This is a genomic window from Dyella sp. ASV21, assembly GCF_016428975.1.
In the GTDB taxonomy this organism is placed as follows: Bacteria; Pseudomonadota; Gammaproteobacteria; order Xanthomonadales; family Rhodanobacteraceae; genus Dyella.
Genome location: NZ_JAELTT010000088.1, coordinates 1 through 14062, shown reverse-complemented (window position 1 = coordinate 14062; position 14062 = coordinate 1). Strand labels below are relative to the sequence as shown.

At 63.6% G+C, this 14062-nt stretch carries 12 protein-coding genes and 1 pseudogene; 5 read left to right on the top strand and 8 right to left on the bottom strand.

Annotation, left to right across the window (positions count from 1 at the left end):
* The 5 genes from JHD67_RS19180 to cyoA all read right to left on the bottom strand — a co-directional run.
* Window positions 1-723, bottom strand: a 723-nt coding sequence (locus JHD67_RS19180; RefSeq protein WP_199100778.1) for a CTP synthase, incomplete at its 3' end; no start/stop codon positions are given.
* A gap of 281 nt (window positions 724-1004) precedes the next feature.
* Complete coding sequence (cyoD, locus tag JHD67_RS19175) at window positions 1005-1382, bottom strand: cytochrome o ubiquinol oxidase subunit IV (protein ID WP_199100776.1); 378 nt, start codon at window positions 1380-1382, stop codon at window positions 1005-1007.
* Window positions 1382-2014, bottom strand: coding sequence for a cytochrome o ubiquinol oxidase subunit III (cyoC, locus tag JHD67_RS19170; protein WP_199100775.1), 633 nt, complete (start codon window positions 2012-2014; stop codon window positions 1382-1384). The genes cyoD and cyoC overlap by 1 nt, the downstream gene beginning before the upstream one ends.
* Window positions 2015-2017: 3 nt before the next feature.
* On the bottom strand, window positions 2018-4042 hold the full coding sequence (gene cyoB / locus JHD67_RS19165) for a cytochrome o ubiquinol oxidase subunit I (protein ID WP_199100774.1): 2025 nt from the start codon (window positions 4040-4042) through the stop codon (window positions 2018-2020).
* Window positions 4043-4045: 3 nt separating this feature from the next.
* Window positions 4046-5029 carry a ubiquinol oxidase subunit II gene (gene cyoA / locus JHD67_RS19160; protein ID WP_199100773.1) on the bottom strand — a complete coding sequence of 328 codons (984 nt, stop codon included), beginning with the start codon at window positions 5027-5029 and terminating at the stop codon, window positions 4046-4048.
* A gap of 226 nt (window positions 5030-5255) precedes the next feature.
* Here cyoA and JHD67_RS19155 point away from each other — a divergent pair, with 226 nt between their 5' ends.
* Window positions 5256-7058: an aminopeptidase P family protein gene (locus JHD67_RS19155; RefSeq protein ID WP_199100772.1), complete on the top strand. Its 1803-nt coding sequence runs from the start codon at window positions 5256-5258 to the stop codon at window positions 7056-7058.
* A 75-nt stretch (window positions 7059-7133) separates the two neighbouring features.
* Window positions 7134-9023: a DNA topoisomerase IV subunit B gene (gene parE, locus JHD67_RS19150; RefSeq protein WP_199100771.1), complete on the top strand. Its 1890-nt coding sequence runs from the start codon at window positions 7134-7136 to the stop codon at window positions 9021-9023.
* 186 nt (window positions 9024-9209) lie between these two features.
* On the opposite strand, the gene JHD67_RS19145 is transcribed toward parE, so the two are convergent.
* Together JHD67_RS19145 and JHD67_RS19140 are read right to left on the bottom strand one after the other, a co-directional pair.
* On the bottom strand, window positions 9210-9590 hold the full coding sequence (locus JHD67_RS19145; protein WP_199100770.1) for a RidA family protein: 381 nt from the start codon (window positions 9588-9590) through the stop codon (window positions 9210-9212).
* A 9-nt stretch (window positions 9591-9599) separates the two neighbouring features.
* Entirely contained in the window at window positions 9600-10847 is a 1248-nt protein-coding gene (locus tag JHD67_RS19140) for an amino acid aminotransferase (RefSeq protein WP_199100769.1), read from the bottom strand.
* 499 nt (window positions 10848-11346) lie between these two features.
* On the opposite strand from JHD67_RS19140, the gene JHD67_RS19135 reads away from it, so the two are divergent.
* A complete protein-coding gene (locus JHD67_RS19135) occupies window positions 11347-11868 on the top strand; it encodes a 3-hydroxyanthranilate 3,4-dioxygenase (protein ID WP_199100768.1) in 522 nt (173 codons plus the stop codon).
* 41 nt (window positions 11869-11909) lie between these two features.
* Here the strand turns inward: JHD67_RS19135 and JHD67_RS19130 are convergent, their stop codons facing one another.
* Window positions 11910-12443, bottom strand: coding sequence for an NUDIX hydrolase (locus JHD67_RS19130; RefSeq protein ID WP_199100767.1), 534 nt, complete (start codon window positions 12441-12443; stop codon window positions 11910-11912).
* 168 nt (window positions 12444-12611) lie between these two features.
* On the opposite strand from JHD67_RS19130, the gene JHD67_RS19125 reads away from it, so the two are divergent.
* Complete coding sequence (locus tag JHD67_RS19125; protein WP_199100766.1) at window positions 12612-13577, top strand: hypothetical protein; 966 nt, start codon at window positions 12612-12614, stop codon at window positions 13575-13577.
* A gap of 215 nt (window positions 13578-13792) precedes the next feature.
* Window positions 13793-14062, top strand: a pseudogene (locus tag JHD67_RS19120) (amino acid permease); the annotation flags it as partial.

Below are 14062 nucleotides of genomic sequence, written 5' to 3'. Positions count from 1 at the left end.
GTCCACGTCGGCCGCGCTGATCACGGCGTTCTCGGGCACGTTGGTGAACAGCGCGATCTTGCGGCGCTCGCCATCGGGCAGCGGCTGTTCGCAGCGGCACAGCAGTACGTCCGGCTGGATGCCGATGGAGCGCAGTTCCTTGACCGAATGCTGGGTCGGCTTGGTTTTGATCTCGCCGGCCGCCTTGATATAGGGCACCAGGGTGAGATGCATGAACAGGCACTTTTCCGGACCGTGCTCGATGCGCAGCTGGCGGATGGCCTCCAGGAACGGCAGAGACTCGATATCGCCCACGGTGCCACCGATTTCCACCAGCGCCACATCGAAGCCACGGGTGGCTTCGTGGATGCAGTGCTTGATCTCATCGGTAATGTGCGGGATCACCTGCACGGTGGCGCCCAGGTAATCGCCGCGGCGCTCCTTGCGGATGACCGATTCGTAGATCTTGCCGGTGGTGATGGAATTCTTGCCGGTCAGGCGGGTATGGACGAAGCGCTCGTAGTGGCCCAGGTCCAGGTCGGTCTCGGCGCCATCGTCGGTCACGTAGACCTCGCCGTGCTGGAAGGGACTCATGGTGCCCGGATCCACATTGATGTACGGATCGAGCTTCATCATGGTGACCGAAAGGCCACGCGCTTCCAGGATGGAAGCCAGCGACGCCGCGGCGATGCCCTTGCCAAGCGAGGACACCACACCGCCGGTGACGAAAATCAAGGGGGTCATGGGATGCAGCCGTGCTGGAAATCGGCATTTTAGAGGAAGAACGATCCGGCCGCGAGGGCTTGACGTCCTTCGCCGACGAGTTCGTTCAAGTTTTCCGACCCGCCAGCAGGCGGGCAAGCGATTCGCACCCCGCTCCAGGGGCGCTTGGAGTCCCCCCAGCGGGAGCAAAGGCCGCGTGCGAGCCCCTCGGGAGGCCTCCCCCCACCGAACTCGTCACCACCCTGGAACGACAAAGGCGCCCCGAAGGACGCCTTTGTCTCTCAAACCAGACAGTCCCCGGCTTACTCCACCGGCACCATCTGCGAGGTCGGGTGCATCATGTTCACATTCATGTTGTGCAGCACCCACAGCGAGCCGATCACCACGATGGCAAGGATCAGCAGAGTGAACAGCATGATGGCCAGGTTGCCGCGCTGCGAGGGCGAGGTGCCCATGTGCAGGAAGAACACCAGCTGGACGATCAGCTGAGCCACGCCAAATACCACGATGCCCGGCATCATCAGGTCATGCGGCACCGCGCCGCTCATGACCACGCCGAACGAGGCCAGGGTCAGCACGACCGACAACGCGAAGCCGATCAGGTAGGACTTGGTGCTGCCGTGGTCGGCATGGGCGGCATCGTGATGCGCCGCGTCGTGTGAATGGTGAGCGCCGGACATCAGATGGCCCCCCGCAGGTAGACAAAGGTAAACACGCAGATCCAGACGATATCCAGGAAGTGCCAGAACAGGCTCAGGCACGACAGGCGGCGACGAGTGGCGTCGGTGAGGCCGTGACGGCGAATCATGTCCATCATCACCACCAGCCAGATCAGGCCGCACGTCACGTGCAGACCGTGGGTACCGACCAGGGTGAAGTAGCTGGACAGGAACGCACTGCGGCTCGGGCCGGCGCCTTCATGGATCAGCTTGGCGAACTCGTACACTTCCATGCCGATAAAGCCGGCACCGAACACGAAGGTCACCGCCAGCCACGCCAGCAGCTTGCCCCTCTGTCCGGCATGCATGTTCAGCATGGCCATGCCGAAGGTGACCGACGAAATCAGCAGCAGCATGGTCTCGCCGAGCACGAACGGCAGCTCGAACAGCTCCTTGCCGGTCGGGCCGCCTGCGGTGGCGTTGGCCAACACGGCGAAGGTGGCGAACAGCCCCGAGAAGATCAGGCAGTCGCTCATCAGGTAGATCCAGAACCCCAACAAGGTCTTGGATCCATCGTCGTGGTGATGGGCATCTCCACCGTGGGAGATGCCATCGAGCGCGCCGTGATGGGCGCTTAGTGCGGGACTGCTCATGGGTTAAGCCACCTTCTGACGCGAGGGCGCCGCAGCCGGAGCCACCTGCGAGGTCTGGAATTGCTGCAGCTGGGCGTGACGCGAGCGCTCGATGCGCTCGACCTCGGCCGCCGGCACCCAGTAATCGATGTCGCGGTCGTAGGCGCGGACGATGAACGAGGCGATCATGCCGAGCAGGCCCACCGCCGCCAGCCACCAGATGTGCCACACGAGCGCAAAGCCCAGGGCCGTACCGAATGCACCCATGACCACACCGACGCCGGTGTTGCGGGGCATGTGAATGTCTTCGTACTTGGCAGGTTGCACGTAAGCGACTCCGTTTTGTTTGTCTTCCCAGAACTGGTCCAGTTCACGGACCTGCGGGAGGATGGCGAAGTTGTAGAAGGGTGCCGGGGAAGCAATGGACCATTCCAGGGTGCGGCCACCCCACGGGTCGCCGCTGGGATCGGTGAGCTTGTTGCGGTCACGCACGCTGACGTAGAACTGCAGCACGGTGAAGAAGATGCCCATCGCGATGATCACCGCGCCGATGGCCGCCACGATCAGGTACGGCTGCCACTCGGGGTTGGCGTAGTGGTTCATGCGGCGCGTCATGCCCTTCAGGCCGAGGACGTACAGCGGCATGAAGGCCACGTAGAAGCCGATCAGCCAGCACCAGAACGACGCCTTGCCCCAACGCTCGTTGAGACGGAAGCCGAACGCCTTCGGGAACCAGTAGTTGATCGCAGCCAGGCAGCCAAACACCACGCCGCCGATGATCACGTTGTGGAAGTGCGCAATCAGGAACACGCTGTTGTGCAGCACGAAGTCCGCACCCGGCACCGCCATCAGCACGCCGGTGACGCCGCCCACCACGAAGGTGACCATGAAGCCCACCGTCCACAGCATCGGCACAGTGAATTCCACGCGGCCGCGGTACATGGTGAACAGCCAGTTGAACAACTTGGCGCCGGTCGGCACCGAGATGATCATCGTCATGATGCCGAAGAAGGCGTTGACGTTGGCGCCCGAACCCATGGTGAAGAAGTGATGCAGCCACACCAGGAACGACAGCACGCCGATTGCCGAAGTCGCATACACCATCGAGGAATAGCCAAACAGCGGCTTCTTCGAGAAGGTGGCGACGATTTCCGAGAACGCACCGAAGCACGGCAGCACCAGGATGTAGACCTCGGGGTGGCCCCAGATCCAGATCAGGTTCACGTACATCATGGCGTTGCCGCCAAGCTCGTTCGTGAAGAAGTGCATGTCCAGGTAACGGTCGGCCGTGAGCAGCGCCAGGGTCACCGTGAGGATGGGGAACGCCGCCACGATCAGGATGTTGGTGACCAGCGCCGTCCAGGTGAACACCGGCATCTTCATCAGGGTCATGCCCGGCGTGCGCATCTTCATGATGGTCACGATGAAGTTGATGCCACTCAGCGTAGTACCCAGGCCCGATAGCTGCAGCGCCCAGATGTAGTAATCCACACCCACCGTTGGGCTGTATTGCAGGCCCGACAGCGGCGGATAAGCCAACCAGCCGGTCGCCGCGAAATCACCGATGAACAGCGACACCATGACCAGCACCACGCCCGACACGAACAGCCAGAAGCTGAGCGAGTTCAGGAACGGATAGGCCACGTCGCGCGCGCCGATCTGCAGCGGCACCACCAGGTTCATCAGGCCGGTAATGAGCGGCATCGCCACGAAGAAGATCATGATGACACCGTGCGCGGTGAACACCTGATCGAAGTGGTGCGGTGGCAGATAGCCCGCCGAATCGGAGGCCGCCATGGCCTGCTGCAGGCGCATCATGACCGCGTCGGCAAAGCCGCGCATTAGCATGACCAGCGCCACGATGACGTACATCACGCCGATCTTCTTGTGGTCCACCGAGGTGAACCACTCCGACCACAGGTAACCCCACAGGCGCATGCGGGTAATGAGGGCAAACATCGCCAGGCCGCCGAGAATCACGGCAGCGAGGGTGCCCATGACGATCGGCTCGTGGTACGGGATCGCCTCTAAAGTGAGCTTTCCAAACATGGCTTACTTCTCTGCCTTGGCGGGGGTGATGTTGGAGGAGGTCGCATCCCCGTCCGCGTGGTGATGCATGTCCATCGGCATGTCGCCGTGCGACATGTCGTGCTGCGAATCCATGGACATCTCTTGCTGCCCGGCGCCCTCATGGGACATGCCGTGCATGTACTTGCCGATCACGTGGCTGAACAGTCCCGGCGTAACGCTGCCGTAGTAGCTCACCGGGGTCTTTTCGCTCGGCGCGGCCAACACCTTGTAGGTGTCGTCGTTGAGCGCCACCTGTGTGGCCTTGGCGTGGGCCAGCCAGTCCCTGAAGCCATCTTCCGAGGTGGCGATGGCCTTGAAGTTCATGTCCGAAAAGCCCGGACCGCTGAAGTTCGAGGACAGGCCCGCATAGGTGCCCGGCTCGCGCGCGATCAGGTGCAGCTTGGTCTCCATGCCCGCCATCGCGTAGATCTGGCTGCCCAGCTGCGGAATGAAAAAGGCGTTCATCACCGAGTCGGAGGTGATCTGGAAATTCACCGGACGATCCGTCGGGAACGCGATCTCGTTGACCGACGCTACGCCGTATTCCGGGTAGACGAACAGCCACTTCCAGTCGAGCGCGACGACCTGGATGGTCACCGGCTTGGCATCGGACTCCAGCGGCTTGTATGGATCCAACGCATGCGAGCTGCGCCAGGTGATGACCGCCAAAATCGCAATGATGATCGCGGGAATGGTCCACACCACTACCTCGATCTTGGTCGAATGCGACCAGTTCGGAGCGTAGGTGGCCTGCTTGTTCGAGGCGCGATAGCGCCAGGCGAACCACAGCGTCATCGCAATCACCGGAATGGCCACAACGGCCATCAAGCCCAGCGCGATCAGGATCAGGGACTTCTCCTGGGCACCGATATCACCCTTCGGGGTGAGGACTTCCATATTGCAGCCGCTAAGAAACACAGCGGCGCCGACGCCTGCGTAGCGCAAGCGCGAAAGTAAGGCATGCATGTTCACTGACAACCTGAAGGGACCAGCGTGGGGACGCGGCATGCTAGCGACATGAGACGCAGGTTGAAACAGTCTTGAGACACAATGCCGCAGGAGAAATTTCTTGCGCGGCCCGCCGCGACGACTTGACACGAAAATGCAAGTGCGTGCACCCGCATTCCCACGAAGAAATTGCTCCATTCAACAGGAAAATAGTCGATACCGCCGCCCCTGCTACCATGGCTCGATGGAACTGACCACGCCCGCCAAACTCGCCGCTCTGCGGCAGATCATGCGCGAACACGACATCGCCGCCTGCCTCGTGCCCAGCGCCGATCCACATCTGTCCGAATACCTTCCCGAGCACTGGCAGGCCCGCGTATGGCTGTCCGGCTTTACCGGCTCGGCAGGCACGCTGGTGGTGACTCACGACCATGCCGGCCTGTGGACCGATGGACGCTATTTCGCCCAGGCGGCGCAGGAGCTGGCGGGCAGCGGCGTCGAACTGATGAAGCAGCGCGTGGCGCACGCCCCGGAACATATCGAGTGGTTGCTGCAACACCTGGCGCCGGGCGACACCCTTGCCGCCGCCGCTGACAGCCTGTCGCTGGGCACCGCGCGCTCCCTGGAGCGCCGCTTGTCCGCCATCGACGCCAGCCTGCGCACGGATCTGGATCTACCCGGCCTGATCTGGCGCGATCGCCCCACCCTTCCCTCCGCGCCCGTGCTCGAGCATGCGCTGCGCTACGCCATCCAGCCGCGCAGCGACAAACTCGGCCGCCTGCGCACCGCGATGCGCAAGCTGGGTGCCACGCACCACCTGGTATCCAGCCTGGACGACATCGCCTGGCTGACCAACCTGCGCGGTAGCGATGTCGAGTGCAATCCGGTGTTCCTTGCCCATTTGCTGGTGCAGGCCGAAGGACACGCCACCCTGTTTGTGGGCCGCGGCAAGCTCACCGACGCCCTGGTGGCCGCCCTCGCCGCCGACGACATACGCATCGCCGACTACGCCACCGTCACCGATGCGCTTTCCGAGTTGGGCGACCGTGATCGCCTGCTGCTGGACAGCGGCCGCGTGGTGGTCGCCCTCACCCAAGCCATTGCGCCCGGCGTGACCTTGATCGAAACCGCCAACCCCAGCACCTTGCTCAAGGCACGCAAGAGCGCGGCGGAGCTGGAGCACATCCGCGATGTCATGCGCCGCGATGGCACGGCCCTGGTGCGCGCGTTCCGCCGCCTGGAAGAGCGCCTCACCGCCGGCATGCGCCAAACCGAGCTGGACGTGGATACCCTGCTGCGCGAAGAACGCAGCGCACAGCCGGACTTCGTGGGTGAAAGCTTCGCCACCATCGCGGGCTACCAGGCCAACGGCGCCCTGCCGCATTACCGCGCCACGACTGCATCGCACAGCACCTTGAAAGCGCAGGGTTTGTTGCTGATCGACTCGGGCGGCCAATACCAGGGCGGCACCACCGATATCACTCGCGTGCTCGCGCTGGGCGAAACCACCGCGGAGCAGCGACGCGATGCGACCCTGGTCATGAAAGGCCTGATCGGCCTCAGTCGCGCCCGCTTTCCCAAGGGCGCCAGCGGCCCCCAGCTCGATGCACTGGCGCGTGCGCCGCTGTGGGCCAGCGGCATGGATTACAGCCACGGCACCGGCCACGGCGTGGGTTACTTCCTCAATGTGCACGAAGGCCCCCAAGGTATTCGTCCACCGGTCTCGGGCGCCGCGCTGGTGGCACTGGAGCCGGGCATGATCAGCTCGATCGAGCCGGGCCTGTACAAGCCCGGCCGCCACGGCATCCGCCATGAGAACCTGGCGGTGGTGATCGAGGCGGACCGCACCGAGTTTGGCGAGTTTTATGCGTTCGAAACCTTGACCCTGTGCCCGTTCGACCGGCGCGCACTGGAACCGAGCCTGCTCAACCCGGAGGAGCGCGCCTGGCTGGACGACTACCACGCCAACGTGCGAGCCGCCCTCGCCCCCTTGCTGGACGAGGCTGACCTGGCCTGGCTGGAGCGCCACTGCGCCCCGCTGGGCTAAGCCCGTGCAACAACCCTTGACCTGCCCGCCCGGGCAACCCATCCTCCCGCGCCTAACCTCGCTGAATTCCTACGCATGAGCAGTCGTTACAACGCCGCCGACATTGAAGTCCTTTCCGGCCTTGATCCGGTCAAGCGCCGCCCGGGCATGTATACCGACACCTCCCGCCCGAACCATCTGGCGCAGGAAGTCATCGACAACTCGGTGGACGAGGCCCTGGCCGGCCATGCCAAGTCGATCGAAGTGATCGTGCATACCGACGGCTCGGTCGAAGTAACCGACGACGGCCGCGGCATGCCGGTGGACATCCATCCGGAAGAAGGCGTGCCGGGTGTCGAGCTGATCCTTACGCGCCTGCATGCGGGCGGCAAGTTCTCGGGCAAGAACTACAACTTCTCCGGCGGCTTGCACGGCGTGGGCGTATCGGTGGTCAACGCGCTCTCCACGCGCGTGGAAGTCACTATCCGCCGCGATGGCAGCGAATACCGCATGGCGTTCGAGAACGGCGATCGCGCCAGCGAACTCGAAGTGATCGGCTCGGTACCCAAGAGAAAGACCGGCACCACCGTGCGCTTCTGGGCCGATCCCAAGTATTTCGACTCGCCGAAGATTTCCCTCGGCAAGCTGCGTCACCTGCTGCGCGCCAAGGCCGTACTGTGCGCGGGCCTGAATGTGAAGCTGGTCGACGAAGCCACCGGCGACGTCAACGAGTGGTATTACGAAGACGGCCTGCGCGACTACCTGCGTGACGAACTGTCCAACGCCGAGGCCATTCCCGCCGAACTGTTCGTGCATCACGTGCAGCGCGAGGCGGACGGCCTGGACGTGGCGCTGGCGTGGCTGCCGGAAGGCGAGCTGGTGCAGGAGAGCTACGTCAACCTCATCCCCACCGCCCAGGGTGGCACGCACGTGAACGGCCTGCGCTCGGGCCTCACCAATGCCATTCGCGAATTCTGCGATATCCGCAACCTGCTGCCACGCGGCGTCAAGCTGGCCCCGGAAGACGTGTGGGAGCGTCTCTCCTTCGTGCTTTCGGCCAAGCTGCAAGACCCGCAGTTCGCCGGCCAGACCAAGGAGCGCCTGTCCTCGCGCAACGCTGCCGCGATGGTCGAAGGCGTCATCCACGATGCCTTCAGCCTGTGGCTGAACCAGCACGTGGACCTGGGTGAACGCATTGCCCAACTCGCCATCGAGCGCGCCAGCGCGCGCCTGAAGGCCGCCAAGCAGGTGGTGCGCAAGAAGATCACCCAGGGCCCCGCCCTGCCCGGCAAGCTGGCCGACTGCACCGCCACCGACCTCAGCCGCACCGAGCTGTTTCTGGTGGAAGGCGACTCGGCAGGCGGCAGCGCCAAGCAGGCGCGCGACAAGGAGTTCCAGGCGATCCTGCCGCTGCGCGGCAAGATCCTCAACACCTGGGAAGTGGAGTCGGGCTCCGTACTCGCCTCCGAGGAAGTGCATAACCTGGCCGTCGCCATTGGCTGCGACCCGGGCAAGGACGACCTCAGCGGCCTGCGCTACGGCAAGATCGTCATCCTTGCCGATGCCGATTCCGATGGCTTGCATATCGCCACCCTATTGAGCGCCCTGTTCCTGCGCCACTTCCCCGCATTGGTGCGCGAAGGCCACGTGTTCGTGGCGATGCCGCCGCTGTTCCGCGTGGACGTGGGCAAGCAGGTGTTCTACTGCCTGGACGAAAACGAAAAGACGGCCATGCTTCAGCGCATCGAGCGCGAAAAGATGAAGGGCCAGGTCAGCACCACCCGCTTCAAGGGTCTGGGCGAAATGAACCCCAGCCAATTGCGCGAATCCACCATCCACCCGGATACCCGCCGCCTGGTGCAGCTCACCGTCGAAACCGACGATGGCACCGCCAAGCTGATGGACATGCTGCTCGCCAAGAAGCGCGCCAGCGACCGCAAGGCATGGCTGGAAGAAAAGGGCGATCTGGCAACGCTGGAAGTCTGACGCCGCCCGGCCCCCAGGGCCGGCGTCGCCTCGTCACGGAGGGCGACGAATAGCGCCCTCTGCGATCCATCCCATGGCCTACCGCTGCGTATCCGCCCGCACCGGCAACGGTCGACGCCGATAGCGCACGGCGTACACCACGCCAAGCCCCAGCAGAAACGGCAGGCCGAAGATTCGCTGGGGCGTCTAGGCCTTGGTCAGCGCCACGTAAGCCACCAGCTCTACACGCATGGCGGGATGGACGAATCCCTTGACCGCCACGCATGCGCGATTGGGGTACGGCGCCTCGAAAAAGGAGCGGTACTCCTCGTCGAACACACCGATGTCGCCAGCATCGGAGAGATAAACCAGCACCTGCGCCACATCAGCCATGGACGCCTCGGCACGCTGCACGGCCATGGCAAGGTTGGACAGCGTCAAGCGCGTCTGCTCGCGAATGTCGCCCCCAACGATGGCGCCCGCACCATCTACCGGACCATGCGTGGTGAACATCAGGCCGCCAGCACGGGTGGCCCATGAAAACGGTTGAGCCGCCTGAGGCAGGCCTATGGAAATAGCGTCAGCCATGGTGCCCCCTCAACCAGTGCGCCGCTGGGACGCGGCACCGCTCGTTACCGCAGCGCGCGTCTGCTTACGCACCACCTCACCAATGGCCTTGGCGACCCAGTCGATATTGGTGTCGTTCAATCCAGCCATGCACGCCCGCCCGGAGCGCAACAGGTACACGCTCTTTTCGGTCCGCAATGCATCGACTAACGCAGGTGAAAGCCCGGTGTAACTGAACATGCCTCGCTGCATCCCGAGGTGATCGAAAGAAACATCCGGCAGCGCCTCGGCCAAACGCGTTTGCAACGCGCCCCGCACGCGCTGGATGCGCTGACGCATGGCATTCACTTCGCCCTCCCACTGCGCACGCAGATCGGCATCGCCCAGCACGGTGGCGACCAGTCTCGCTCCATGGAGCGGCGGGCTGGAGTAGATTCCTCGAACGATGGCCTGCAACTGACTCAGCACCCCTGCCGCCTGCGTGTTGTCCGCGCATACGACCGAGAGGCCACCGCAACGCTCACCATAGAGCGCGAAGTTTTTCGAGAATGAATGACTTACCATGACGGCAAGGCCCGCATCGCACATGGCGCGAATGGCCCAGGCGTCTTCGGCGAGCCCATCGCCAAAACCCTGATAGGCCATATCCATCAAGGGCATGAGTCCACGCTCAACCATCAACTGGATGATCGCCTTCCATTGCTCTTTGGATAGGTCGACGCCTGTAGGGTTATGACAGCTCGGCTGCATGACCACCACGCTGCGCGACGGCAAAGCCGCCAGCGCGGATACCATGGCGTCAAAGCACAAGCCGTGGGTCTGCGGGTCGTAATACGGGTAGTTGTGTACTTCCAACCCGGCCCGCGTGAAAAGCACGCGATGATTGTCCCAGGTCGGGTCGCTGATCCAGACCGCGCTATCGGGAAAATAGCGGCGAAGGAACTCGGCCACCAAACGCAGCGCGCCCGAGCCACCCACGCTTTGCACGGTAGCTATCCGCCCTTCGCGCAAGGCAACGCTGTCCGCACCGAACACCAGCTCCTGTGCGCGTTGGCGATAAAACGCCATTCCCTCCATGGGCAAATAACCGTACGGCATGCCCTCCTCACTCAAGCGCTGGGCCGCACGGCGCACGCTGGACAGAACGGGAAGCCGCCCTTCTTCGTCGTAATAGAGACCGATGCTCAGGTTGACCCTGTGCGGCGACGGATCTGCCAGAAATTCCTGAAACAACGAATAGATGGGATCACCCAGGTACGAAGGAATATGTCGAAACATGCGATGGACCGTATCGGCGAGGAAAGAGCGCCATCCGCGAGGGCGCTGCGAGCTGGCCGTTCAAGCGCCAGTGGCAACTGAATCTATTCCAACCAAAACACGCGTATAGAAGCCTCCACCGACACGTACGTACGCCTGAAGCAGGCGCATTCTGTGGGCGCACCATCCGTGACGGCAGAAATGATCGATATCAACGGCACGCTCACGCGCCCGGATCCTACTCACTCGATGCAGGCCACCAGGACCCACCACGCCATTCAAAGCCTTGAACCCGAGACCCACTGCTCGACCGATGCGCGTCGGGTTCGCGCAGCGGTACCGGTCTGCCCGGCATCCGGCCGTATCCGACGAACGAGTCGGTGCGCCGCACCGGCGGCCTCAGTCAGGGGGACGCACCTGGAGGCCGTGGTACGCGATGGATCCTGGGTAGACTGAAAGAGGCATTCCACATGCCCGGCCACGACGCTATCTTGGTGCCACCTTTTTGACGGATCGCCCCATGTCCCTGCTGCCGCCTATCGACTTGAAGCGCTGGATCGACGAACACCGTCACCTGCTCAAGCCACCAGTGGGCAACAAGTGCATCGTGGATGGCGACTTTATCGTGATGATCGTCGGCGGCCCCAACAGCCGCACCGATTACCACTATGAGGAAGGCCCCGAGTTCTTCTACCAGCTCGAGGGCGAGATGGTGCTCAAAGTGCAGGACGAAGGCGTGGCGCGCGACATACCGATCCGCGCCGGTGAAATGTTCTACCTGCCGCCCTGCGTACCGCACTCCCCCCAGCGCATGCCCGACTCGATCGGCCTGGTGATCGAACGGCGCCGCCTGGCTGGCGAGAAGGATGGCCTGATGTGGTACTGCGAACGCTGCAACCACAAGCTTTACGAGGAGTACTTCACCCTCGACAGCATCGAGCGTGATTTCCCGCCGGTATTTGAGCGCTTCTATCGCTCCATCGATGCCCGCACCTGCGTGGAGTGCGGGCATTTGCATGCGGTGCCAGCCAAGTACGCCTGACCAGCCCCGCTCCCCGGCCATTGCACCAAGTGGCCGAGGCGTCAGCCGCGCATAAGCCACTTGCGCGCCATACGGCGCAATGACTCGTCACTGGCGGCGTCGTCGGCGATATCGCGGATGGAACGCCATGCCAGCGCGTGCGACTCCTCGCTCACCTGGAACTGCTCGTTCGCGCCGGCGCGCACCACGAAACGCACGTCGTAGTGCCAATGCTCGGGCTCCTCGCCACGTGCGGGGATGCGGTGCCGGTCCATGTCGAACGGTTGAGGCTCCACACTCAAGCCATCCAGCCCCGACTCCTCCTCCGCCTCGCGCAACGCCACGCGCGCCAGGTCGGTGTCGCCATCGGCGTGACCGCCCAATTGAAGCCAGCGCCCCAGCTTGCGGTGATGGGTCAACAGCACCCGCTCACCATCGGCACTCACCAGCCACGCGGACCCAGTGAAATGCGCCTCGCGGCTCTCGCGCACAAACGCGTGGTGTGCCTGAGCCAACAACTCAATGAAATGCGGCACATCGGTCTCGGCCGGCCATTGCTGACCGTAGGCCTGAAATTGGTGGAGCAAATGGATCATGGATGATGCGTTCCTGCGGAATAACAGTACGTGTGGCGCGAACCGAAACGCTCAATTATTTCAGCCCTTGCCGATATGGGCACCTCTGCCTCGCTCCCTAGCATAAGCGGCAGCTCACCGACCTACCGGTTAGCTCAGCCTTACTCGCCGCACGGGACGAATGCATCGATGCAACGGAGCCTTATTCTTCTGTCGCTTTGCGGCACCCTCGTCGCAGCCCAGGTACACGCCGAAGCGTCAGCCGCCAATTTTACAGGGCCGCTGATCACTCCCAACGCCGCGGCCCCGCCCGCCGGCGCGGGCAACGTCGAGCCTTACCTGATCTACGTCGAGTCGCACGCCTATTACGACCTTGACGGCACCCGGCATACCCAGCACCCGGGCTCGCATCAGTGGCTGCTGGCAGTGCCGGTGAGCTACGGCGTCACCGACCGCCTCAACGCACAACTCACCGCCGGCACCCTCTATAACGTCTCCGGACGGCAGCACAGCGACGGCACGCGCCAAACCGACACCACCGTGAAGCTGCAATACATGCTGGTCGCGCCGCAGGCCAATGGCCTGGGCACGGCGGTTTCGGTGAGCTACGCACACACCTTCCCCACCGGCAGCTACGACCGTCTTGGCAACAATCCGCTCAATGGCGGCGGCGACGGCGCGTCGACCGACCAGCTGGCGCTCTACGCACAACAGCGACTCGTACTCGCCAACGGGCACACGATGCGGTTACGCGGCCTGCTGAATTGGGGGCCATCGCCTTCCCGAGTCACCATCGAAGGGGTCAGTTCGCACGGCACCTCCACCGGCTTCGTCGGCTCGGCACGCCTGGGGCGCTCACTGAACGCCATGGTCGCCGCCGAATACGCGCTCGATCGTCACTGGGCACTCGCCATGGATGTCACCTGGGGTCACCGCCGCGGCTCAAGCGTTCGCGGCTGGGAGTGCCGTTCGGTGGATAGCTGCGAGGCCGTCGCCCAACTCGCCGCCTCGCACTGGACGTATAGCGTGGCGCCCGCGGTGGAATACAACTTTACCCATTCCCTGGGCCTGATCGCCGGCGCGCAGATCAGTTTCGCCGGCCATAACAGCGGCGCCTACATAGCGCCGCAAGTCGCGCTCAATGTAGATTTCTGAACACAGGTGCCTCGCGGAAAATGGCCCGACACGGCGCCGTTAAACGGCCGATTCAAGGGGTCACCAGTCCCCCCGCAATGCAACTTGTGCCTGCGCGCCCCGCTGGGCTATGGTGCCCTGTCGCCGCTGGGGTAGCGGCGCACGGGCCATGACGAAAGCCACGGTCGCACGCTTTTAAAAACATATAGATCCAGCACAGGCGGTAGGGGAGAGACATGCTGAAAAACCTGTTTGCGACGCACCCAATTCAGGCGTCGCCACACGTCGATGCTGGCGAACTGCCGCACGACGGCCTGCAAGGGGAGGCCACTCTCAAGCGTGTCCTCACCGCGCGCCATCTGATCACGCTGGGCATTGGTGCCGTGATCGGCGCCGGTATCTTCGTCATCACCGGTCAGGCCGCCGCCGAACATGCCGGCCCCGCCCTGGTCATCAGTTTCATCGTCGCGGGCATTGCCTGTGCGTTCGCCGGCCTGTGTTACGCC

Excerpts from the sequence above, each read along its gene's own strand:
- cyoD (WP_199100776.1), bottom strand. The coding sequence starts at position 1,382 with ATGTCCGGCGCTCACCATTCACACGACGCGGCGCATCACGATGCCGCC.
- cyoC (WP_199100775.1), bottom strand. The coding sequence starts at position 2,014 with ATGAGCAGTCCCGCACTAAGCGCCCATCACGGCGCGCTCGATGGCATC.
- cyoB (WP_199100774.1), bottom strand. The coding sequence starts at position 4,042 with ATGTTTGGAAAGCTCACTTTAGAGGCGATCCCGTACCACGAGCCGATC.
- cyoA (WP_199100773.1), bottom strand. The coding sequence starts at position 5,029 with ATGCATGCCTTACTTTCGCGCTTGCGCTACGCAGGCGTCGGCGCCGCT.
- JHD67_RS19155 (WP_199100772.1), top strand. The coding sequence starts at position 5,256 with ATGGAACTGACCACGCCCGCCAAACTCGCCGCTCTGCGGCAGATCATG.
- parE (WP_199100771.1), top strand. The coding sequence starts at position 7,134 with ATGAGCAGTCGTTACAACGCCGCCGACATTGAAGTCCTTTCCGGCCTT.
- JHD67_RS19145 (WP_199100770.1), bottom strand. The coding sequence starts at position 9,590 with ATGGCTGACGCTATTTCCATAGGCCTGCCTCAGGCGGCTCAACCGTTT.
- JHD67_RS19140 (WP_199100769.1), bottom strand. The coding sequence starts at position 10,847 with ATGTTTCGACATATTCCTTCGTACCTGGGTGATCCCATCTATTCGTTG.
- JHD67_RS19135 (WP_199100768.1), top strand. The coding sequence starts at position 11,347 with ATGTCCCTGCTGCCGCCTATCGACTTGAAGCGCTGGATCGACGAACAC.
- JHD67_RS19130 (WP_199100767.1), bottom strand. The coding sequence starts at position 12,443 with ATGATCCATTTGCTCCACCAATTTCAGGCCTACGGTCAGCAATGGCCG.
- JHD67_RS19125 (WP_199100766.1), top strand. The coding sequence starts at position 12,612 with ATGCAACGGAGCCTTATTCTTCTGTCGCTTTGCGGCACCCTCGTCGCA.